General features: G+C 69.1%; 19 protein-coding genes. 12 read left to right on the top strand and 7 right to left on the bottom strand.

From position 1 onward, the window contains the following. Positions 1–124: 124 nt before the first annotated feature. Positions 125–679 carry a single-stranded DNA-binding protein gene (locus CACI_RS46555; RefSeq protein ID WP_015795916.1) on the bottom strand — a complete coding sequence of 185 codons (555 nt, stop codon included), beginning with the start codon at positions 677–679 and terminating at the stop codon, positions 125–127. A 228-nt stretch (positions 680–907) separates the two neighbouring features. On the opposite strand from CACI_RS46555, the gene CACI_RS36390 reads away from it, so the two are divergent. Then, positions 908–2,782 (top strand): AMP-dependent synthetase/ligase, encoded by a 1,875-nt coding sequence (locus CACI_RS36390; protein WP_015795917.1) that lies wholly within the window; start codon positions 908–910, stop codon positions 2,780–2,782. Here the strand turns inward: CACI_RS36390 and CACI_RS36395 are convergent. Genes CACI_RS36395 through CACI_RS48610 form a run of 3 tightly spaced genes read right to left on the bottom strand, consistent with a single transcriptional unit; the run spans position 2,773 to position 4,525 of the window. Then, positions 2,773–3,558 (bottom strand): oxygenase MpaB family protein, encoded by a 786-nt coding sequence (locus CACI_RS36395; protein ID WP_015795918.1) that lies wholly within the window; start codon positions 3,556–3,558, stop codon positions 2,773–2,775. The two genes, CACI_RS36390 and CACI_RS36395, sit on opposite strands and share 10 nt — an antisense overlap. After that, positions 3,555–3,917, bottom strand: a complete 363-nt coding sequence (crcB, locus tag CACI_RS36400) for a fluoride efflux transporter CrcB (protein WP_015795919.1) — start codon at positions 3,915–3,917, stop codon at positions 3,555–3,557. The genes CACI_RS36395 and crcB overlap by 4 nt, the downstream gene beginning before the upstream one ends. Further along, the gene (locus CACI_RS48610; RefSeq protein ID WP_223297355.1) at positions 3,914–4,525 is read right to left on the bottom strand and encodes a fluoride efflux transporter FluC; all 612 of its coding nucleotides are present in this window, start codon (positions 4,523–4,525) and stop codon (positions 3,914–3,916) included. Before CACI_RS48610 ends, crcB begins: the two co-directional genes overlap by 4 nt. A 290-nt stretch (positions 4,526–4,815) precedes the next feature. Here CACI_RS48610 and CACI_RS36410 point away from each other — a divergent pair, with 290 nt between their 5' ends. After that, entirely contained in the window at positions 4,816–7,233 is a 2,418-nt protein-coding gene (locus tag CACI_RS36410) for a phosphocholine-specific phospholipase C (RefSeq protein WP_015795921.1), read from the top strand. Positions 7,234–7,479: 246 nt separating this feature from the next. Here the strand turns inward: CACI_RS36410 and CACI_RS36415 are convergent, their stop codons facing one another. Next, the gene (locus tag CACI_RS36415; RefSeq protein WP_015795922.1) at positions 7,480–7,827 is read right to left on the bottom strand and encodes a hypothetical protein; all 348 of its coding nucleotides are present in this window, start codon (positions 7,825–7,827) and stop codon (positions 7,480–7,482) included. A 208-nt stretch (positions 7,828–8,035) separates the two neighbouring features. On the opposite strand from CACI_RS36415, the gene CACI_RS36420 reads away from it, so the two are divergent. The 5 genes from CACI_RS36420 to CACI_RS36435 all read left to right on the top strand — a co-directional run bounded on the left by CACI_RS36420 (position 8,036) and on the right by CACI_RS36435 (position 13,897). Further along, a complete protein-coding gene (locus CACI_RS36420; RefSeq protein ID WP_015795923.1) occupies positions 8,036–9,235 on the top strand; it encodes an MFS transporter in 1,200 nt (399 codons plus the stop codon). 47 nt (positions 9,236–9,282) lie between these two features. Continuing rightward, complete coding sequence (locus CACI_RS36425) at positions 9,283–10,587, top strand: D-arabinono-1,4-lactone oxidase (protein ID WP_015795924.1); 1,305 nt, start codon at positions 9,283–9,285, stop codon at positions 10,585–10,587. 349 nt (positions 10,588–10,936) lie between these two features. Further along, complete coding sequence (locus CACI_RS36430; RefSeq protein ID WP_015795925.1) at positions 10,937–12,646, top strand: nitrite/sulfite reductase; 1,710 nt, start codon at positions 10,937–10,939, stop codon at positions 12,644–12,646. Beyond that, the gene (locus CACI_RS54530) at positions 12,643–12,825 is read left to right on the top strand and encodes a hypothetical protein (RefSeq protein ID WP_015795926.1); all 183 of its coding nucleotides are present in this window, start codon (positions 12,643–12,645) and stop codon (positions 12,823–12,825) included. The genes CACI_RS36430 and CACI_RS54530 overlap by 4 nt, the downstream gene beginning before the upstream one ends. A 91-nt stretch (positions 12,826–12,916) precedes the next feature. Continuing rightward, on the top strand, positions 12,917–13,897 hold the full coding sequence (locus CACI_RS36435) for a GH25 family lysozyme (RefSeq protein WP_015795927.1): 981 nt from the start codon (positions 12,917–12,919) through the stop codon (positions 13,895–13,897). A gap of 40 nt (positions 13,898–13,937) precedes the next feature. Here the strand turns inward: CACI_RS36435 and CACI_RS36440 are convergent, their stop codons facing one another. Further along, complete coding sequence (locus CACI_RS36440) at positions 13,938–14,705, bottom strand: hypothetical protein (protein WP_143765533.1); 768 nt, start codon at positions 14,703–14,705, stop codon at positions 13,938–13,940. Positions 14,706–14,756: 51 nt separating this feature from the next. Here CACI_RS36440 and CACI_RS36445 point away from each other — a divergent pair, with 51 nt between their 5' ends. Beyond that, positions 14,757–16,487, top strand: a complete 1,731-nt coding sequence (locus CACI_RS36445; RefSeq protein ID WP_015795929.1) for a thiamine pyrophosphate-dependent enzyme — start codon at positions 14,757–14,759, stop codon at positions 16,485–16,487. A 2-nt stretch (positions 16,488–16,489) separates the two neighbouring features. Here CACI_RS36445 and CACI_RS36450 read toward each other — a convergent pair whose 3' ends face one another. Then, a complete protein-coding gene (locus CACI_RS36450) occupies positions 16,490–17,338 on the bottom strand; it encodes an LLM class flavin-dependent oxidoreductase (RefSeq protein WP_015795930.1) in 849 nt (282 codons plus the stop codon). 484 nt (positions 17,339–17,822) lie between these two features. On the opposite strand from CACI_RS36450, the gene CACI_RS36455 reads away from it, so the two are divergent. The 4 genes from CACI_RS36455 (at position 17,823) to CACI_RS36470 (ending at position 22,081) form a co-directional block, all read left to right on the top strand. Then, on the top strand, positions 17,823–18,563 hold the full coding sequence (locus CACI_RS36455) for a phosphoadenylyl-sulfate reductase (RefSeq protein WP_015795931.1): 741 nt from the start codon (positions 17,823–17,825) through the stop codon (positions 18,561–18,563). A gap of 1 nt (position 18,564) precedes the next feature. Further along, positions 18,565–19,488 (top strand): sulfate adenylyltransferase subunit CysD, encoded by a 924-nt coding sequence (gene cysD / locus CACI_RS36460; RefSeq protein ID WP_015795932.1) that lies wholly within the window; start codon positions 18,565–18,567, stop codon positions 19,486–19,488. A 2-nt stretch (positions 19,489–19,490) separates the two neighbouring features. Next, positions 19,491–20,831 (top strand): sulfate adenylyltransferase subunit 1, encoded by a 1,341-nt coding sequence (locus CACI_RS36465; RefSeq protein ID WP_015795933.1) that lies wholly within the window; start codon positions 19,491–19,493, stop codon positions 20,829–20,831. A 125-nt stretch (positions 20,832–20,956) separates the two neighbouring features. Then, on the top strand, positions 20,957–22,081 hold the full coding sequence (locus CACI_RS36470; RefSeq protein WP_015795934.1) for an ABC transporter substrate-binding protein: 1,125 nt from the start codon (positions 20,957–20,959) through the stop codon (positions 22,079–22,081). Positions 22,082–22,089 lie beyond the last annotated feature (8 nt).

The following is a 22,089-nucleotide window of genomic DNA, read 5'->3' on the forward strand; positions in this document are numbered from 1 at the left end:
CTTGCGCCTGCCGCCGTCCCGAGGCCGCGGCCGGTCCCCGCATACCGGCCGCGTACCTCGTGGCGGGGGGCTTGGTGTCCGCAGCATCGCCGCTGCGGGCTCAGGCCCTGCTGCTAGTGCTGCCTCATGCCGCCGCGGGGAGGTCCATCACCTCCCGGGTGCTTGGTTCTGTCTCAGGGTTGGTGCTTGCGGCGGGCGGTAGTGCGGATGCTGCTGTGCCGGCGGCGATGGGCTCGCGGTCGGGGGTGGCGGTTGCGTGTGCTGTGGCGGCTGGTTCTTCGCGGCGGCGGGCGGGGCCGGGGATGCGGGTGCCGCCGGGTGGGGTGGAGTGGCGGTAGACGGTGGTGCCCCAGCGGAGGTCGTGGCCGATGGCTTGGACTTCGAGTTCGGCGGTGACCACGTTCTCTTCGCCTCGACGCCAGCGGCTGATGCGGAGGCGGCCGGTGGCTACGACGGGGTCTCCTACGCCCATGCTGCTGGCTACGTGGTCGGCGAGGTTGCGCCAGCAGATCGCGCTGAAGTAGTTGGGGTCGCCGTCGGTCCAGGTGCCGGTGCGTTTGTCGTAGCGGCGGGGGGTGTTGCGGATTTGGAAGCGGGCGATCGGGTTGTTGTCGGTGGACTGGCCGTAGCGGATGTCGCTGCAGACCGTGCCGACGACGGTGACGGTGGTTTCGTTCATCGGTGCATCCCCCTGGATGTGCTGATGTGCTGGGCTGGGTGGGTCTTGCCGGTTCGCGGGGGGATCGCCGGCCCCCGGTTCTCGCTGTGGGACTATGCTCGCATTCTTCGCTAATCGGGCACAAGGGTTCGAAGGCGGGTGCACTCTTTCGGCCCAGTCAGGGCTCTTCCGTGGGGCGTTGGGCGGTTTTAGTGTTTGCCGAAAGGATGTCGACGCTGGAGGTTCGTCGTGACCGGATCCGTGGACAACGCCGCCGCTGCCGCCGCCGAGGACTTCTTAGTCCGCATCGCGGGGCAGACCGTGCCCTCCTTGCTGGAGCGCAACGCGGTCGAGTTCGGGGATCGGGCGGCGATCACCAGTGCCCCGGATGCGAACGGCGATACCAGCACACTGACGTGGACCAAGCTGCGGGAGCGCGCCGCGGAGTTCTCCGAAGGGCTGGTCGCGCTCGGGCTGGAGCCCGGGGACCGGATGCTCACCATGATGTCCAGCCGGCTCGAGCACTGGATCGCCGACCACGGCGCCCAGCACGCCCGCGCCATCCCCTGTACCGCCTACGCGACCCTGTCCACCGAGCAGATCGGCTTCGTCGCCGCGCACAGCGCCGCGCCGATCGTGGTGCTGGAGGGCCGGCACGAGATCGAGCGCTGGCAGCCGATCCTGGCCGGACTGCCCGCCCTGCGCCACGTCATCGTGGTCGAGGAGGCTGACTGCGTCGTCACCGGCGAGGACGCGCACGGCAAGCAGTTCCTGCCCTACAGCGCCGTGCTGGCCATCGGCCGCGAGCGCCTGGCGGACAATCCGAGCCTGTTCGAGCAGCGCTGGAAGCAGATCCGGCCAGAGGACCCGGTCGGCATGATGTACACCTCCGGCACCACTGGGGACCCCAAGGGCGTCGTGCTCACCCACCTCAATGTGCTGTACGAGGCGGTGGTCGTCGACGCCATCACCTCGATCGAGGACTTCCCCGACACCATCGCCTACCTGCCGCTGGCGCACATCGCCGAGCGCGAGCTCAGCCTCTACGGCTCGGTCATGAAGACCGCGCACGTCCATCTGTGCCCCGACCCGCGCCAGGTCGTCGGCGCGCTCGGCCGGGTCCATCCCGCCGGGCTGTTCGGCGTGCCGCGTATCTGGGAGAAGCTCGCCGCGGGCGTCCAAGGCCTGGTGAAGGGTGCCGAGCCGGCGCAGCGCGAGGCGTTCGAGAAGGCGCACGCGGTCACGCTGGAGGCCGCCGAGCTGGAAGCGGCCGGCAAGCAGGTCCCGGAGGAGTTGGCGCGCGCCGTCGAGGAGGCGGACCGCACCGTGCTGGCGCCCACCCGCTCGCTCCTCGGCCTGGACCGCGTCACGCGCGCCACCAGCGGCGCGGCGCCGATCTCGGTGGAGACCCTGCGCTTCCTGCACGGCTTGGGCGTCCCGCTGATGGAGGTCTGGGGCATGTCCGAGACCAGCGGCGCGGCGACGGTCTGCACGCCGGACGCGAACCGCGTCGGCACCGTCGGCAAGCCGATCCCGGGCGTGGAGCTGAAGATCGGCGAGGCCGGCGAGGTGTTCGCCCGCGGCCCGATCATGCTCGCCGGCTACCTCCAGCCGGACGGCAGCGTGCTCTCCCCGCTGGACGACGAGGGCTGGCTGGCCACCGGCGACGTCGGCACGCTGGACGCCGACGGCTTCCTGACCATCACCGACCGCAAGAAGGAACTCATCATCACCTCCGGCGGCAAGAACATCGCCCCGACGCTGATCGAGAGCCACCTGACCGCGCACCCCGCCATCGGCTTCGCCGTCGCGATCGGCGACCGCCGCCCCTACGTCACGGCCCTGATCGTCCTGGACCCGGACGTGTTCTCCGCCGACGCCGCGCACTCCGCCGAAGCCCGCGCCGCGGTGGACCGGGCGGTGGCGACCGCGAACGCCAAGCTCTCGCGCGTCGAGCAGGTGAAGAAGTACACGATCGTCCCCGGGCCGTGGACTCCGGACACCGGTGAGGTCACCCCGAAGCTGAGCCTGCGCCGCAGAGTGATCGCCGAACGCTACGCAGGCGTCATCGACGAGATGTACCTGGCGCCCCCAGCGGACGGCGAAGAGGAGATTCACGCGTAGGCGCGGAAACGCCTACGGAAGTACTGCATATAGAACGTCATAGGCAGGCGACGTACCCGCCGGGGAACCCGCGGGTACGTCAGCCGCGCCATGCGCACCCCGAACCGGAACAACCGTTCCCGGCGCGGATCCCAGACGAGCCCGAACTCATCCCGCAAGTACTCCGGCAGCAAGCCAGTGGTGATGAGCCGGTTCACCGGCAGCAGCGGACGCAGGTAGAAGGGAACAGCTCGGCTGTACAGCAGGTCGTGACAGATACGCTTGGCACCGTCGGAGATCACTAGCGCCGCCAACGCACTGTCCCAGTACTTCTCAAACTCTGCTACAGACGCTGGCCACATGCCCTCAGGGCAGCCCAGCAGTGTCCCGTATAGCGCGCTCTCCCGGCAGAACTCCTCCTGCATCGCAGTAGGCATCGGCCCTAGCGTCAGCTCATACATCTGGATCGCCGACTTGTAGAGCGTCGCCGCGACCCACAGCTGGAGGTCCGGATCGTTCGCGGAGTAGCCGGGTCCTGTGACGTACGTATGGATCCGGTTCACTGCGCCGGCGACCCACTCGGACTCCTCAGGCGTTCCCAACGTAGTGCCGTAGATGTAGTCCAGTGTTCCGCGCAGTCTCTTAAGCGGGTTCTCTGTAAAGCGGCTGTGGTCGGTCACTCCTTGCGCGACCTTAGGGTGCGCCACCTGAAGCAGGATCGCCCGGCCGGCGCCACCGAGCACGCAAGCCTCACTCACGACCCGCTGGATCGCGGTCTCCTTCTGTCGTGCCTTCACTGCGCCAACCCCAATCCGACCGCTCCCGCGAGCAGGCCCGCGAGGAGGCTTACGCCGACGTTCGTGACCGCCTTGGCGAACGCCCGCTCCTCCACCAGCCTCACGGTCTCCACACTGAACGTCGAGAACGTCGTGTAGGCGCCGCAGAAGCCGGTCCCGAGGATCGTCACCGCCTGCTTGGACAACCCATGATGAGCTCCCATACCCACCAGCACCCCCAGGACGAACGCGCCGCTGACGTTGATGACGAACGTGCCCCAGGGGAAGCCGCCCCTGTTCCGCGCCGCCACGAACCGGTCAACGAGGTACCGCGCAGGTGCGCCCACAGCGGCCGCCAAGGCGACGGCTAGAAGTGTCATGCGCGGGACCATCCAGGGGAACGCCTGACGAGAACCGCGCGCGCCACGAAGATGCCGAGCGCCGTCGCCGCCAGTCCGGAGAACAGGCTGCCGAAGATGTTCAGTGCGGCGAACGCATAGCGTCCCGCCGCCATGAGCCGGTCCGTGTCGACCATCCATGTGGAGAACGTCGTATAGGCGCCCAGGAAGCCGACCGCTCCGAAGGGCCGCACATAGCGCGTCGGCGGCCACACCTCGATCACGCACACCAGCAGCACCGCCAGGATGAACGAGCCACTCACGTTGATCACGAACGTCGTCGTCGGGAACGCGTGCGCCGCAGTAGGAAATGCCCGACCGAGCAGATAGCGCGTGGGCCCGCCAAGGAACCCGCCTGCCGCGATGACGGCGACTACGCGCGCAGTGCTTGGTGCGGCAGACAGTGCAGCAGGAGCAGCTGGAGCTTCAGCGGCGACAACAGGAGCCTCGACGCTGCTGCCCTCGCCTTCCGGCGGGATCTCGTGATGCCAAGCGTGATGCGGCCCATGGTGGTGCGGCGGCCCGGCGGCGGAGGGCGGCTGCGAGGGATTCACGCGCCAATGATCGCGCGCACGATCGCCGAACGCCAAAACCCCCGTCGCAGGCCGGAAGCGGGCATCGCGGACGCTCCCCCGATTTCGCGATGGCGCGTATAGGCGAATCAGACCCTTACCGATTGTTGACTCGCTGGCCACAGCCGCAGCGACGATGACACCCGGGCCCGGCGGCCGTTCCCTTGGAGTCTCCTCCAGCGACGCTTGGATTTTACCGTTACGCCGCAGATCGCGCATTTACAAGCACTGCGATGCGCACCTACATTCACAGGGCATCTCGCGAGCAGCCACCCTCACCCGATCTCTCCCACACCGCCTGGAGTGAGATGTCACCCCTTTCCAGACGCAAGTTCCTGTCCGCTTCCGCGGCTGCGGCCGCCGGCGCCGCCTTCCTGCCGGAGACGCTGCGCACGGCCATGGCCGCCACCACGGGCCTGACCGGTTCGCTCAGCGACGTCGGCCACATCGTGATCCTGATGCAGGAGAACCGCAGCTTCGACCACTACTACGGCACCCTGGCCGGAGTCCGCGGCTTCAACGACACCACGCCGTACCTGTTCCAGAACGGCACCACGGTGTCCACCCAGCCCAACGGCAGCAAGACCATCCTGCCGTGGCACCTGAACACCGCGACCACCAGCGCGCAATGTGTCCCAGATCTTGATCATTCCTGGGGCGGCATGCACAACGCCTGGGCCAACGGCTCCTACAACGGCTGGGTCGCCGCCAAGGGCGTCGACACCATGGGCTACTACACCCGAGCGGACATCCCGTTCCAGTACGCCCTCGCCGACGCGTTCACCATCTGCGACGGCTACCACTGCTCCGTCATGGGCCCGACCAACCCGAACCGGCTCTACTTGTGGACCGGGATGATCGACCCCAACGGCACCGGCGGCGGACCGGTCACGGACAACTCCGAGGCCGGCTACACCTGGACCACCTACCCCGAGCGCCTGCAGGCCGCCGGGGTCACGTGGAAGGTGTACCAGGAGACCGACAACTACGACGATAACGCGCTGGCCTGGTTCAAGCAGTTCCAGAGCGCCGCCACCAGCAGCCCGCTGCACCAGCGCGGCATGGTGAAGTCCACGGACTCGGTCGCGGAGTTCCAGGCCGACGTCACCAACGGCACGCTGCCGCAGGTCTCCTGGATCGTCGCGCCGGCGGGCAAGTCCGAGCACCCGAACTACGCCCCGGCGCTGGGCGCGGACTACGTCTCGAAGATGCTCACCGCGCTGGCGTCCAATCTGGACGTGTGGTCCAAGACGGTCTTCATCCTCAACTACGACGAGAACGACGGCTTCTTCGACCACGTCATCCCGCCGACGCCGCCAGCCGGCACTCCCGACGAGTTCGTCGGCGGCCTGCCGATCGGGCTGGGCGTGCGCGTCCCGCAGGTCGTGATCTCGCCCTGGTCGCAGGGCGGCTGGGTGGACTCCACGGTCTACGACCACACCTCCACGATCCGGCTGATCGAGGCCTGGACCGGCGTGCACGAGCCGAACATCTCAGCGTGGCGCCGTGCGGTCTGCGGCGATCTGACCACCGCGCTGAACTTCGGCAGCACGACCACGACCTTCCCGAGCCTGCCGGCCACCGGGCCGCTGGTGACTGCGGCGAACAACCAGTGTTCGACGCTGCCCGCCCCGACCCCGCCGGCGACGCAGAGCACGCCGACGCAGGAGTCGGGCACGAAGGGCCAGCGCGCCACGCTCGTCCAGCCGAACGTCACCGGCCGCTACGACCTGGCCGCCGGACGGTTCTGGACAGACTTCTCCAACGCCGGCGCACAGGCCGTCCCGCTCCAGGCCTACACGATGGCCTACCGGACCTTCGCGAACTGGCAGTACCTCATCGCGCCGAACTCGAGCTCCTCGGACTACTGGAGCGCGCAGAGCGTCAGCAGCGGCAAGTACTCCCTCGACGTCCACGGCCCGAACGGCTTCCTGCGCTCCTTCGTCGGCGACCTGACCACCATCAGCAACGCCTCGCTGCCGCACCTGGAGGCCAAGCCGAGCTACGACACCGCGAACAACGCGCTGGTGCTGACCATGACCAACACCGGCACCGCCTCGGCGGTGATCACGGTCAAGGCGAACCACTTCATCACCGGCGGGCCCTGGACCTTCACGGTCGGCGGCGGCGCGACCGTCACCCACTCCTGGACCACGGCAGCCGGCTGGTACGACCTGACCGCCACCGCGAACGTCGGCGACAACTTCCTGCGCCGTTTCGCCGGCAAGATCGAGACCGGCCAACCGGCGGCGCCCACCGGCACCGGTGGCGGCGGTACACCGGCCGTCCTGGACCGCACGGGCTGGACGGTGAAGTACTTCGACAGCCAGGAGACCGCCGGCGAGAACGGCGCGGCGGCGAACACCATCGACGGCAGCACCACTACCTACTGGCACACGCAGTGGTCCAACGTCACGCCGAACCCGCCGTGCCCGCACGAGATCCAGCTCGCCATGACCGCCTCGCACTCCGTGTCCGGCTTCACGTACCTGCCGCGGCAGGACGGAGGCAACCACGGCTGGGTCGGACAGTACGAGTTCTATGTGAGCACCGACGGCACCAACTGGGGCACCGCGGTAGCGACCGGCACCTTCGCCAACAACAACAGCCTGAAGACAGTGAACTTCACCGCCGCGACCGGCCGCTACGTACGGTTCCGCGCGCTGACGGAGGTCAACGGGAACCCGTGGACCTCCTGCGCGGAGCTGAACGTCATCGGGGTCTGATCTACCGGAAAGACACGTAACGCACGATGTCGCTCGCCACCTAAACCAGGCGTGCATCGACTTCGCGCGGACCACGGACGCCAAGGAACTGACACTGCCCGTCCGTGACGACAACGTCAGGGGCAGCCGCTTCTACGATCGGGAGGGGTTCGAGCTGACCGGCGCCATGCAGCCGCTCGACCTCGACCCCTCCCACAACCTTGTAGAGAGAGGAGTGCGCCAACGATATAGAGGCGGTCGATCAGGTCAGGCGACCAGGCCGACGAAGCCGGCGAGGAACGCCGGTGCGCCGAGCCCGACCAGACCCCAGCCGACGACCTCCAGCAGGCCTTCGCGTTTGCACTGCCGGTGGTGCTCCGCGCGGCCGCTGCTGAGGCGGGCTGTGGACTCGTGCAGCCACTTCGCTCCGCGGTGCTTCGGGTTCGATATGTCCACGCGCCGGTAGGCGAGCATTCTGAGCACGTCCAGAGCCAGCACCAGACCGAGGGCGAGGAACACCAATCCGATGGTCACCGCGCCGGCGTCCCCCCACATGCCGTGCAGCGTGCCGGAATGGTCGGCGAGGCGAGCGCCCACGGACCTCGAAGCGATCATCCATGACTCCCAAAAGCTGCGGATGCGGGACGTCGGCCGCGAACGCGCCCAACCCGTCCCCCGCCAAGAGTCTCACCTATAGATCCGATAGTCGCGACATGTGGGACGAACGTGAGCAACGTTTCGATTAATTCGCGGCGACGGCGCCCGCCACCCGCCCGGCCGCCCCAGCAGGCGCAGCAGCCCCACAAGCACGACCATCGGCCCTATGGTGGCCAAGCACTACGCCGCGATCTTCAAGGCGCCGGGGTCGAAGGGCTTCTCCTCGGCGGCGTTCGTGGGCCGGCTGCCGATCTCGATGCTCGGTCTGGGCACCATCTTGATGATCAAGGAATCCACCGGGAAATACGCGCTGGCCGGCGTGGTGGCCGGGACCATGGCGCTGGTCCAGGCCTTCTTCGGGCCGTTCCTGGCGCGGCTGATCGACCGCCGCGGCCAGGCCGAGATCGGGTTCCCCTCGCTGGCGGTGTCGACCACGGCGCTGATCTCGCTGATGCTCTGCGTGCGCTTCGACGAGCCGACCTGGACCTGGTTCGCCTCGGCCGCGCTGGCCGGAGCCTTCCAGCCGAACGTCGGGGCGCTGGTGCGGGCACGCTGGACCAAGCTCTACACCGGCACGCCGTCGCTGCACACCGCCTACTCCTTCGAGGCGGTGATGGACGAGGTCGTCTTCATGATCGGCCCGATCTTGGTGACCTTCCTCACCCTGCAGGTGCACCACGAGGCCGGGGTCGGGCTGGCCACCGGGTTCCTGGCGGTCGGGACCACCGCGTTCCTGATCCAGCGCCGCAGCCAGCCGGTACCGCATCCCCCCGAGCACCACACGGGACCGGCGGCGATCGCCATCCCCGGCATGCGCGTGGTGCTGGCCTGCGCGATCGCGATCGGCGTCATGTTCGGGTCGATGGAGGTGGTCACGGTCGCCTTCGCCGAGGAGCACGGCCACAGCGACTGGGCCGGGCTGCTGCTGGCGGTCTACGCCGGCGGCTCGTTCGTCGCCGGGCTGATCTTCGGCGCCACGCACTGGGAGACGCCGCTGTACCGGCGGATCCAGATCCTGCTGGCGGCGGTCCTGGTCACCGCGGCGCCGATGACGCTGGCGCCGAACATCGGCGTGCTCGCGCTGGTGCTGCTGCTGGCCGGATTCGCCATCTCCCCCACCCTGATCACCCTCGTCGCGCTGGTCGAGTACCTGGTCCCGGCGGCGCGGCTGACCGAGGGGATGGTGATCGAGACCACCGGGGCGGCGGTCGGGATCACCGCGGGCTCGGCGGTCTCGGGCTGGCTCATCGACAGATCCGGGGCGCACACCGCATATCTGGTCCCAGTGGCAGGAAGCGCCCTCGCCCTCTTGACTGCGCTGCTCGGCTCGCGTTGGCTACGTCCGGGGGATCCGGCGATCGAGTGAACGGCGCGGCTCACGGCTGGCGTGCCGGCGGAAGAATCGGGTGAGGCGTGGCGGGCGCGAACGAGTGGTCCAACTGGGCAGGCAACCAGACGGCGAAGGCGGCCAAGGTCGTCACCCCTCGGACCGCCTCCGAGGTCGTCGAGATCCTGCGCACCGCCGACAACGACGGGATGACGGTCAAGGCCGTCGGCTCCGGCCACTCCTTCACCCCGGCCGCGGTGACCGACGGGGTCCTGGTCAAGCCGGACGGGCTGACCCGGCTCAAGCAGATCGACCGCGAGGCCGGCCTGGTCACCGTCGAGTCCGGGATGCCGCTGCACCAACTCAACGCCCTGCTGGCGGAGAACGGCCTGGCGCTCACCAATATGGGTGACATCCAGGTCCAGACGGTCGCCGGCGCGATCGGCACCGGCACGCACGGCACCGGCCGGGTCTCCGGCTCGATCGCGGCCCAGGTCGCGGCGCTGGAGCTGGTGCTGGCCAGCGGCGAGATGGTGATCTGCTCCCCGACCGAGAACGCCGAGCTGTTCCAGGCCGCGCGCCTGGGCGTCGGGGCGGTCGGCTACGTCACCGCGGTGACGTTCCGCACCGAGCCCACGTTCCTGCTCACGGCCCGCGAGGAGCCGATGAAGCTCGACGCGGTGCTGGACGGCTTCGACGACCTGGCCGACAGCAACGAGCACTTCGAGTTCTACTGGTTCCCCTACACGACCAGCACCAACATCAAGCGCAACAACCGCTCGACGGGCCCGGCGGCGCCGCTGTCCGGCTTCCGGCACTGGATGGACGACGAGTTCCTGTCCAACTCGGTGTTCGGCGCGGCGCAGCGGCTGGCCCGCACCGCCCCGCGGCTGACCAAGACGGTCTCGAAGGTCTCCGGCTCGGCGCTGTCCGCCCGCACCTACACCGACCGCTCGGACAAGGTGTTCACCTCGCCGCGGCGCGTGAAGTTCGTGGAGATGGAGTACGCAGTCCCGCGCACGGCGTTCGTGGCGGCCTTCCGCGAGGTCACCCAGCTGATCAACAGCTCGCACTGGAACGTCAACTTCCCGATCGAAGTGCGCGTGGTCCCCGGCGACGACCTGTGGCTGTCCACGGCGCACGGCCGCGACACCGCGTACATCGCCTGCCACATGTACCAGGGCACGCGCTTCGAGGAGTACTTCAAGGCGGTCGAGCAGGTCCTGACCGCCCACGACGGCCGGCCGCACTGGGGCAAGATGCACACCCGCGACGCCGAGTACCTGGGCAAGACCTACCCGCGGTTCGAGGACTTTCTCGGAGTACGCGACCGGGTGGACCCGAAGCGGATGTTCGCCAACGAGTACACCCGGCGCGTGTTCGGAGACTGAGGGACTACTACGCGGCGACCGGCACGGGAGCGGCGCCGGTCGGTGCCGGTCGGTGCCGGTCGGTGCCGAAAATGTGGCCTTCACCACGCGCAGGCAGGGAAAGCACGCTTGATGTGAGACAACAGGTCCGCATCCCGGACGACAGTGGACGCTTCCGGGATGCGCTGCCAGGCTGATGGGCATGTCCCGTGCCGGAATCGCCCTCGTCTGTCGACGCCACGTCGACTACGGACGTCTGTCCAGCATGGTCTGTATGGTCCGCACCGGGCTCTGACCCGCGCTTTCAGCGGTTCGCGCTCAGGCGCTCTCCCTCCGGCCGTACGAACCTTCTTTAAAGGACACCCCCGACATGACCGTCACCGAGCCCACGCCTGCCCGCGTCAGCCGACCTCGCCAACAGCGCGGCGAGGGTCAGTGGGCCAAGGGCTACTTCACGCCGCTCAACGGCAACGAGCAGACCAAGAAGGACGACGACGGCCTGAACGTCCGGGCCCGTATCGAGAACGTCTACGCCTACCGCGGCTTCGACTCCATCGACGGCGGCGACCTGCGCGGCCGCATGCGCTGGTGGGGTCTGTACACCCAGCGCCGCCCCGGGATCGACGGCGGCAAGACCGGCATCCTGGAGCCGGAGGACCTCGACGACAAGTACTTCATGCTGCGGGTGCGCATCGACGGCGGCCGCCTGGACCTGGACCAGCTGCGCGCCGTGGCCGAGGTCTCGGAGAAGTACGCGCGCGGCACCGCCGACGTCACCGACCGGCAGAACATCCAGCTGCACTGGGTGCGGATCGAGGACGTCCCGGCGATCTGGCGGACGCTGGAGGGTGTCGGGCTGACCACCGCCGAGGCGTGCGGCGACGTGCCGCGCGTGATCCTCGGCTCGCCGGTCGCCGGCATCTCCGCCGCCGAGATCATCGACGGCACCCCGGCGATCGAGGAGATCTCGGAGCGCTACATCGGCAGCCCGGAGTTCTCCAACCTCCCGCGCAAGTTCAAGACCGCGATCAGCGGTCTGCAGGACGTGGTGCACGAGATCAACGACATCTCCTTCGTCGGCGTGGTCCACCCCGAGCTCGGCCCGGGCTTCGACGTGTGGGTCGGCGGCGGCCTGTCGACCAACCCGCACTTCGCCAAGCGGCTCAACGCCTTCGTGACGCTGGAGGAGGTCCCGGAGGTCTGGGCCGGCGTCTGCGGCATCTTCCGCGACTACGGCTACCGCCGCCTGCGCAGCCGCGCGCGCCTGAAGTTCCTGGTCGCCGACTGGGGCGCGGAGAAGTTCCGCGAAGTGCTGGAGACCGAGTACCTCAAGCGCGAGCTGTCCGACGGTCCCGCGCCGGAGCCGGCGCCGGCCTACGACCGCGACCACATCGGCGTGCACGTCCAGAAGGACGGCAACCACTACGTCGGCTTCGCCCCGCGCGTCGGGCGCGTCGACGGCGCGACGCTGGCCAAGATCGCCGACCTCGCCGAGGCCGCGGGCTCGAACCGGGTCCGCACCACCGCCGAGCAGAAGCTGCTGATCCTGGACGTCGCCCCGGACCGGGTCGAGGAGCTGGTCAGCGCTCTGGAGGCGCTGGATCTGCAGGTCCGGCCCTCGGTGTTCCGCCGCTCCACGATGGCCTGCACCGGCATCGAGTTCTGCAAGCTGGCGATCGTGGAGACCAAGAAGAGCGCCTCGAACCTGATCGACGAGCTGGAGCGCCGGCTGCCGGACTTCGACCAGCCGCTGACGATCAACCTGAACGGCTGCCCCAACTCCTGTGCCCGCATCCAGGTCGCCGACATCGGCCTGAAGGGCCAGCTGGTCCTGGACGAGCACGGCGAGCAGGTCGAGGGCTACCAGGTGCACCTCGGCGGCCACCTCGGGGCACAGACCAAGGACCCGAAGGACGTCGAGGACGGCGCGTTCGGCCGCAAGGTGCGCGGGCTGAAGGTGACGGCGGCGGCGCTGCCGGACTACGTCGAGCGCCTGGCGCGTCGGTTCCAGGAGCAGCGGCACGAGGACGAGACGTTCGCGCAGTGGACGGCGCGCGCGTCGGAGGCGGACCTGTCATGAGCGAGCGCGCGGCCCCGGCATACTGCCCCTACTGCGGCGACGAGGATCTGCGCCCGGAGGAGGGCGGTCACCGCCGGTGGTCGTGCCAGTCGTGCCGCCGGGTCTTCGAGGTCGCGTTCGTCGGCCTGCTGGCGGCCCGGCCGCCGGATGATGCTCGAAATTCCACATCCAGACCCTGACAAAAGAATACTAAAGATACCTTCAAAGGCTCTCCCAAAAGCGGCTATAAGAGATCACAATGGTCTGTGAAAGCCCCATAAGGAGCCGCCTGTGACCATCTTCGGACCGGACATATCGTCCTACCAGAGCGGGCTAGTCCTGTCCCGGCTCTCGGACGCCGCGTTCATCATCGCGAAGACGACCGAAGGCACCTACTACACCGATGCCGACTATCAGGCCTGGCGCAGCCAGGCCTCAGCACTCGGCAGACCGTTCATCTGGTACCACTTCCTGTCCGGGGAGAGCGCCGCGTCTCAGGCCGCGCACACAGCGGCCAACATCGGAGACCGCTCCCTGCCGGGCATGCTCGACGCCGAGCCGGCGGGCTCGTACTCCCCGTCCCTGGCCCAGATCGTCGCCTACGTCGACGCCGCTCTCGCCGCGGGACTCAACCTGCGTCTGGTCTATCTGCCCCGGTGGTACTGGCAGCAGATGGGCTCGCCGAACCTGTCCGAACTCTCCGACCGGGGCGTCTCGCTGGTCTCCTCGTCCTACCCGGGCGGCTCCGGCGGCCCGGGCAGCATCTATCCCGGGGACGACGCGGCCGGATGGCAGGCCTACGGCGGGATGACACCCCTGATCTACCAGTTCACGAACCAGGCGTCCGACGGCGGACAGCAGCTGGACTACAACGCGTTCCGGGGCACGGCCGCACAACTGGTCACCGCACTGGGCCCCACCCATGTTTTGGAGGACGACACCATGCCCGCATTCGCCACCGGTGAGATCACCCCCGGCGCCGGCGCCGTGACGATGGTGCTGCCGCCGCCGGCGAACTACGGCGCCGCCGGCTGGGGCAACGTCTGGTTCAGCCTGGGCGCCGACTTCGGCACGGCGACCGTCCGGGTCGCCATCTTCACCCACGGCCAGGGCTGGTCGCACATCTACGAGGACGTGGTGGTCGACGCCGCCGCCGATCGGGTGAACCCCTTCGGCGGACCGCTGCCGACCGCCGTGCAGAAGATCAGCGTGACACGGAGGGGGAACCCGAACGTGCCGCTCGCCTACCTGGTCGAGGCAGTGCAGCGGTAAGCCGCTGGGCACCCGCGATCTCAGCCCTCAGCCTCAGCCCTCAGCCCTCGGGCTGAGGCTCGACGGGCGCACCCAGGTCCGCTCGCGGCGGCAGCACGGCGCCGCCCGACACCGACAGCTCCTCCCCCGCCGGTTCCAACTGCCGCTCCGTGTGCCGCTCCGACTGCGCCGGGACAGTCAGGGTCGGCATATCAGCCGACTCCGACGGCGCGAGCGCAGCGTCCCCATCGGGCTCGTGCGCGCTGAGAGCCTGCCGCGGGACGGCCTCGCCGCACACCTCGACATCGTGCAGCCGCGCGGTGGCGATCAGGCTCTGCCGCACCTCCGGCCAGGTCGCCATGGCCAGCGCCGCGAACACCCCGGCCTGGACCGACTTCTCCCGCCCGAACGCGCCGCGGTAGACGACCTCGCTGACCACGTCGCCGCCGCGGGCCTTCGTCAGCCGCGGCGCCGCGAACTCCCCGAGCAGCGCCATCGCGTGGTCCACCACCCACTTGCGGCCCGGAACCGGCGGCAGCATGTGCCGGATCCGCTCCGCCTCGCGCGCCATCGCCTTGTCCGAGACCACCTCGACCAGGTCGCGCACGACCAGCCGGACGGTCTTGGCCCAGGGCACGTCCTCGCCGTCGAAGGCCATGTGATCGGGCCCGACGGCGACCTCGCCGTAGCGGTCGAGCAAGCCCAGCGGCTTCAGGGCGAGCGAAGGGAGATCGGTCCGGTGGCGCAGATACGCCGCGAGCGACATCTCCCACAGGGCGGTCGCCGGCACGGCCGGCATCAGGATCTTTGGTGTCTTCTGGTCCCCCACGCGGCTTACTCTAGCCATCCGCACACGGGAGCCCTCCCCGAGACTTGCGGCATGCCTACTGTCGCGGACGTGCTGTGGAAGATGCTCGCCGACGCCGGGGTGCGGCGGTGCTACGGCATCGTCGGCGATGCTCTGAACCCGGCGATCGATGCGCTGCGGCGAGCCGGCGACATCGAGTTCGTGCATGTCCGGCACGAGGAGTGGGGCGTGTTCGCGGCGGTCGCGGAGGCGAAGATGTCGGGGCGGCCGGTAGCGGTGTGCGGAACCGCCGGACCCGGTGTGAGCCACCTGATCAACGGACTGCTCGACGCCCGCAAGGAGGGCGCCCCGGTGATCGCGATCGCCGGCGACGTCGAGACCGCCATCATGGACACAGACGGTCTGGAAGAGCTGAACCCTTATACGTTCTTCAGCGTGGCGTCTCTCTATACAGGGCGCCTAGTAGACCCCCAGCAGCTGCGTCCGATCGTTACCTCCGCGATCACCACCGCTCTGACCGAACTGGGTCCGACCGTCATCTCGCTGCCCGGCGATGTGGCGGCAGCGGACGCGCCAGACGTTCCGACGCATATCGCGCTGCCGAGCACGACTACCGGTCCCGCGCCCGACAAGGACATCGCGCAGTTGGCGGACATCATCAACGCCGCCAAGACGGTCGCCATCTTCGGCGGCGAAGGCTGTCAGAACGCGCGGGAACAGGTCCGTGCCCTCTCAGACATACTGAACGCGCCCGTCGGCTACAGCTTCAAGGGCAAGCAGTGGCTGGAGTACGACAACCCGCACGCGGTCGGCATGACCGGGCTGCTCGGCTATGGCGGCTGCTGGGAAGCGGTGAACCACGCCGACGTACTCCTGATGCTGGGTACGGACTTCCCCTTCCCGCAGTTCCTCCCGCACAGCGGAGTGAAGGTGGTCCAGGTGGACCGCGACGGACGCCGCCTAGGCCGCCGCGTCCCACTGGAGCACGGACTGGTCGGCGATGTCGGCGCCACCCTGGACCGACTCCTCCCGCAACTGTCGCCGAAGACGGACGACGCCTTCCTGCGTAAGTGCTTGAAGAAGACCGAGGAGTTCGACAAGCAGCTGCAGCACTACGTCGAGCGCGGCCCGGCGCTTAAGCAGATCCGCCCCGAGTACCTGACCGCCACTTTGGACCGGCTCGCCCCCGAAGAAGCGGTCTTCACCGTAGACACCGGCACAGCGTGCATCTGGGCTGCGCACTATCTGCACCTCGGCCCTAAGCGCCACCTGTTCGGCAGCCTCACATGGGCCTCGATGGCCAGCGCCTCCCCGAACGCGTTCGGCGCCAAGATGGCCTTCCCGGACCGCGCGGCGATCGCGCTGTGCGGCGACGGCGGCTTCACGATGCTAGGCCTCGGCGACCTCCTCACGGAGGTGCAGCACAAGGCCGAGATCGTCCACGTGATCCTGAACAACGGCAAGCTCGACTTCGTCTGGATCGAGATGCAGGAGGCCGGGCTCCAGCCGTGGGGCGTCGACTTCCAGAACCCCGACTTCGCCAAGGTCGGCGAGGCGCTCGGTGCCAAGGGCATCCGGATCGAGCGCCCCGCGGACCTGGAACAGGGACTCAAAGAAGCGTTGAACCACCGTGGCGGTCCCGTAGTGGTCGACGTAGTAGTCGATCCCTATGCGTTGGCGCTACCCGCACACACTCCGGCGGCCACCGTTAAGGGATTCACGCTCAGCGTCGCTAAGCAGGCGCTGAGCGGACACCTCGGAGACGTCGTCAAGGAAGCGACGCACAACGCGCGCCTACTCTGAGCTCAGAGCGCTTCCGCGAGCCGATCGACCTGACCCGGATCGGCGCCGTAGCAGTAGAGCATGACCTCGTCGACGCCGAGATCGGCGTACTGCGCGATGGTCTGCCGGATCGCCGCCTCGGTGGTGAGCATGCCGGCGACCATCTGATCCGCACGGTCGCCGGCGAAGCGGTAGTAGGCGGCCATGGCGGTGCGCGCGTCGTCGACGACGATCTGCGGACCGAGCGCGGCGTTCGCCTGGGCGACGATCCGAGGCACGCCCGACCGGCCGGCCTCGGCCCAGGATCGGTGGACGGTGTCGATCAGCGATCCGATCCACGACGGCGGCGCGGCGGCGAGGAATCCGTCGCCGAAACGCGCGACGCGTTTCAGGGCCGCCGGCTGGAAACCACCGAACAACACCTGAGGACCGCCTGCGCGGTACGGCAGCGGTCCGATCGGCCCGACCGTGTCGCTATAGGGCGCACCGGACCAGATCTTCTGCATGACGGCCATCTGCCGGTCCAGGAGACGTCCTCTGGTGCGCAGATCTGTGCCGGCTGCTTCGTGGTCGTCCTCGCGACCGCCGACACCCAGCCCGAGGACGAACCGGCCCTCGCTGATCCGGTCGAGAGTGGCGGCTTGCTTGGCCAACAGGACCGGATCACGCAGCGGAGCCAGCAGGACTTCGGTTTGCAGCCGGATGCGGCGGGTCGCGCCGGCCAGCACGGACAGGGCGATCAGTGGCTCGGGGTTGTCATAGACAAGCCGGTCGAGCAGACCGAGGGTGGTGAACGGTCCGGTGTCAGCAGCGCGGGCCCAGTCGAGCAACAGCTCGGGGGCGCTGATGGGCAGACCGATTCCGACTTCCATGGGAGAACCTCCGTGAGGGCACGATGAATCGATGCCGCCCTCTCCAGGACCTCGGCGAGGCGAGGCGCGGGCTCCCGTTCTGCGGCGTTCGTGCTGAGGAGCTCCCTGTCGGAGTAACGGCAGCCTAAAACGCGATCCTCCGCCGGTACAAACCGTTTTCGGCGCCCCGAAGTGGCGTGAGACACACAGTCCGCATCATGGACGACAGTGGACGACCCGCGGACCGCGTGCGACTCTCTAGTCATGTCTCGTGCTGGAATCGCGCTCGTCGGTCGGCGTCACGTCGACTTCGGACGGCTGTCCAGCATGGTCTGTATGCCGGTCCAGTAGACCTCGCCCCCGATCTTCCGTTCAAGATCTTCCAGGGCCACGGTCCGCCGGCACCTCCCCCACGCCGTCCGTGTGACGCCGCAGAGTCGCGGCCCGCGACGCGTCGGGCGTCCGGCACGCCCGTGTGCCCGCCACCTTAAGGGGAAGCCCCGAAATGTCAGCGGACACCACACCAGCGCCGGCCGGCCCGGCGGCCACGGCCCTTGTTGGCCGCACTGACCTGCGGGCGCTGGCCGAGCAGGCCAACGCGGAACTGGAGAACGCCCCGGCCGGGCGGATCGTCGAGTGGGCGCATGCCACCTTCGGCGCGGACCTGGTCGTCGCCTCCTCGATGGCCGACACGCACCTGGTGCACCTGGCCTCCACCGCGGCGCCGGGCGTCGACGTCGCGTTCCTGGACACCGGGTACCACTTCGCCGAGACCCTCGGCACGCGCGACGCGGTCGCCGAGGTCTACCCGGTCCGGCTGCTGAACATCACCCCGCTGCAGACCGTCGCCGAGCAGGACGCCGAGTACGGGCCGCGGCTGCACGAGCGCAACCCCGACCAGTGTTGCGCGCTGCGCAAGGTGGAGCCGCTGGAGCGCGCGCTGAAGCCGTACACGGCCTGGATCAACGGCATGCGCCGCGAGGAGTCCCCGACCCGCGCGGACATCCCGGTGATCGGCTACGACGCCAAGCGCGACATGGTCAAGATCTCACCGCTGGCCGCCTGGACCCAGGACGACCTGGACGCCTACATCGTCGACCACGGCGTGCTCACCAACCCCCTGTTCATGGAGGGCTACACCTCCATCGGCTGCGAGCCCTGCACGCGCAAGCCCTTGCCCGGCGAAGACCCGAGGGCCGGCCGCTGGGCCGGCAACGCCAAGACCGAATGCGGACTGCACACCTGATATGAGTACCCTCACCCACGACGAGACCGCCCCGGCGCACGACCATCTGCGGACGCTGGAGGCCGAGGCCGTCCACATCATCCGCGAGGTCGCGGCCGAGTTCGAGCGGCCGGTGCTGTTGTTCTCCGGCGGCAAGGACTCGATCGTGATGCTGCACCTGGCGTTGAAGGCGTTCGCGCCGGCGCCGGTGCCCTTCGGGCTGCTGCACGTGGACACCGGCCACAACTTCCCGGAGGTCCTGGCCACCCGGGACCGCACCGTCGCCGAGCACGGGCTGCAGCTGTACGTCGCGCACGTGCAGGACTACATCGACGACGGCCGCCTGGTGGAGCGCCCCGACGGCACCCGCAACCCGTTGCAGACCGTGCCGCTGGTGGACGCGATCCAGTCCCACAAATTCGACGCCGTCTTCGGAGGCGGCCGCCGCGACGAGGAGAAGGCCCGCGCGAAAGAGCGGGTCTTCTCGCTGCGCGACGACTTCGGGCAGTGGGACCCCAAGCGGCAGCGCCCCGAGCTGTGGCGGCTGTACAACGGCCGGCACCGCCCCGGCGAGCACGTGCGGGTGTTCCCGCTGTCGAACTGGACCGAGCTGGACGTCTGGCAGTACATCGCCGAGCAGGAGATCGAGCTGCCGGAGATCTACTACGCGCACGAGCGCCAGGTGTTCGCCCGCGGCGGCATGTGGCTGTCCCCGGGCGAGTGGGGCGGCCCGCGCGAAGGCGAGACCGTGCAGAACCGGGTCGTGCGCTACCGCACCGTCGGGGACATGTCCTGCACCGGCGCGGTGGACTCCGACGCCGCCGACATCGCCGCGGTCATCGAGGAGATCACCGCTTCCCGGATCACCGAGCGCGGTGCCTCCCGCGCGGACGACCGCATGTCAGAGGCCGCCATGGAGGACCGCAAGCGAGAAGGGTACTTCTAGTCATGACTGTGCTGCTGGACGCGCCGACCACGAAGGACACCCAGGTCGCAGGACTGCTGCGACTTGCCACCGCCGGCTCGGTGGACGACGGGAAGTCGACCCTGGTGGGCCGCTTGCTGTTCGACACCAAGTCGGTGCTCGCCGACCAGTACGAGGCGGTGGAGCGCACCTCGCGCAACCGCGGCCTGGAGCAGGCCGACCTGGCGCTGCTCACCGACGGCCTGCGCTCGGAGCGCGAGCAGGGCATCACCATCGACGTCGCCTACCGCTACTTCGCCACGCCGCGCCGGCGCTTCATCCTGGCCGACACCCCCGGGCACGTGCAGTACACGCGCAACATGGTCACCGGCGCCTCCACCGCCGAGCTCGCGGTGATCCTGGTCGACGCGCGCAAGGGCCTGGCCGAGCAGACCCGCCGCCACACCGCCGTCTCCGCCCTGCTGCGGGTGCCGCGGGTGCTGCTGGCGGTGAACAAGATGGACCTGGTCGACTTCGACAAGGACCGGTTCGGCGAGATCGAGGCCGACTTCGCCGCCTACGCCACCGCGCTGGGCATCGAGCACCACGCCGCGCTGCCGGTCTCGGCGCTGCGCGGCGACAACGTCGTGGAGCCGTCGGCGGACCTGGCCTGGTTCGAGGGCCCGACGCTGCTGGAGTACCTGGAGAACGTGCCGGTGGAGACCGAGCGGCGCCCGGCCGGCCGGTTCCCGGTGCAGTACGTGATCCGGCACCAGAGCGCCGACTACCGCGGCTACGCCGGCACCATCGCCTCCGGACATCTGGAGGTCGGCGACCCGATCGTGGTGCTGCCCTCGGGCCAGCGCTCGACCATCGCCGCCATCGACCTGCTGGGCCGCTCCGTCGAGCGCGCCACCGCCGGGCAGGCCGCCACCGTGCTGCTGGCCGACGAGCTGGACGTCTCCCGCGGGGACCTGATCGCCCCTGCCGAGGCCGCGCCGAGCGCGGTGCAGGACGTGGTGGCGACCGTGTGCCACCTGTCCGAGAAGCCGCTGAACGTCGGCGACCGGGTGCTGCTGAAGCACACCACGCGCACGGTCAAGGCGATCGTGAAGGAGATCTCCGCGAAGCTGGACATCTCCGACCCGCTGGCCGCCGCCGGCCGGGCCGCCGCCGACGAGTTCGACTGGGACGAGGCCGCCCCGGCCGCGCACAGCCTGAGCGCCAACGACATCGGCCGCGTGGTGCTGCGCACCGCCTCGCCGATCCTTCTGGAGCCCTACGCCGCCGACCGCGAAACCGGATCCTTCCTGCTCATCGACCCCGCGAGCGGCGACACCCTCACCGCGGGAATGTCAGGGGATCCGCTTGGGGTCTTCTCGTGATCGAGTACGCACTGTTCACCCACAACTTCACCGGTGACATCCGATGTCGGGTCGCCGGGCAGCAGCACCGCTGCTCGCTGTTCCGATATCGAAGACCCTGACCGTCCCCCGTCCTTGGAGCCAGCGTGATACGAAGGGCATTGTCCACCGTCGCCGCCACCGTCGCGGCCGGCTGGATGGTCGTCTCGCTGGTGATCGTGGTCGCCGCGTACGTCTCCGCCTCCAGTGACAGCTCCGGTTCGAGCACGTCCTCCTCGTCCTCCAACGCCGCCGCGGGCACCGCGTCCACGGCGGCCGGGGAACTGCGGCTGGGCTACTTCGCGAACGTCACGCACGCCACCGCGGTGGTCGGAGTCGGCCACGGCGACTTCGCCAAGGCGCTGGGCTCCACCAAGCTGTCGACCCAGGTCTACAACGCCGGTCCCGCCGAGATGACCGCGCTGCTCGGCGGCCAGCTGGACGCCGCCTATGTCGGACCGTCCTCGGCGCTGGCCGCGTTCGCGCAGTCGCACGGCGAGGCGCTGAAGGTCGTCGCCGGCGCCACGAGCGGCGGCGCGGAACTTGTGGTGCGGCCCGGGATCAACTCCGTGGCCGATCTCAAGGGCAAGACCATCGCCACCCCGCAGAAGGGCAACACCCAGGACGTCGCCCTGCGCGCCTGGCTCAAGCAGAACGGCCTGACGGCCAACCCGGACGGCACCGGCGAAGTGTCGGTGAACCCGCAGGACAACGCCGCCACGCTGGATCAGTTCAAGGCCGGCCACATCGACGGCGCTTGGCTGCCGGAGCCCTGGGCCTCGCGCATGGTGCTGGAGGCCGGGGCGAAGGTGCTCGTCGACGAGCGCGCCCTGTGGCCCGGCGGGCAGTTCGCGACCACCAACCTGGTGGTGTCCACGTCCTTCCTGAAGGCGCACCCGGACACCGTCAAGGCTCTGATCGACGGGCAGATCGCCGCCAACCAGTGGATCACCGCTGATCCCACCGACGCTCAGCAGCTCGTCAACGACCAGCTGAAGAAGCTCACCGGCAAAGCCCTCACCGGCGCGGAGATCCAGCGCGCCTTCACCGAGCAGGCGGTGACCGACGATCCGCTGGCCGCCTCGCTGCAGACCTCGATGGATCACGCCGTGTCCACCGGGCTGCTCAAGAAGACCGACCTGCACGGCATCTTCGACCTGACGCTGCTGAACACCGAACTGGCCCGCGACGGCCGGTCCGCGGTGTCCGACGCCGGGCTGTCCACGAAGTAGCGCCGGAA

Origin of the sequence: Catenulispora acidiphila DSM 44928 (assembly GCF_000024025.1) — a bacterium.
GTDB lineage: Bacteria > Actinomycetota > Actinomycetes > Streptomycetales > Catenulisporaceae > Catenulispora > Catenulispora acidiphila.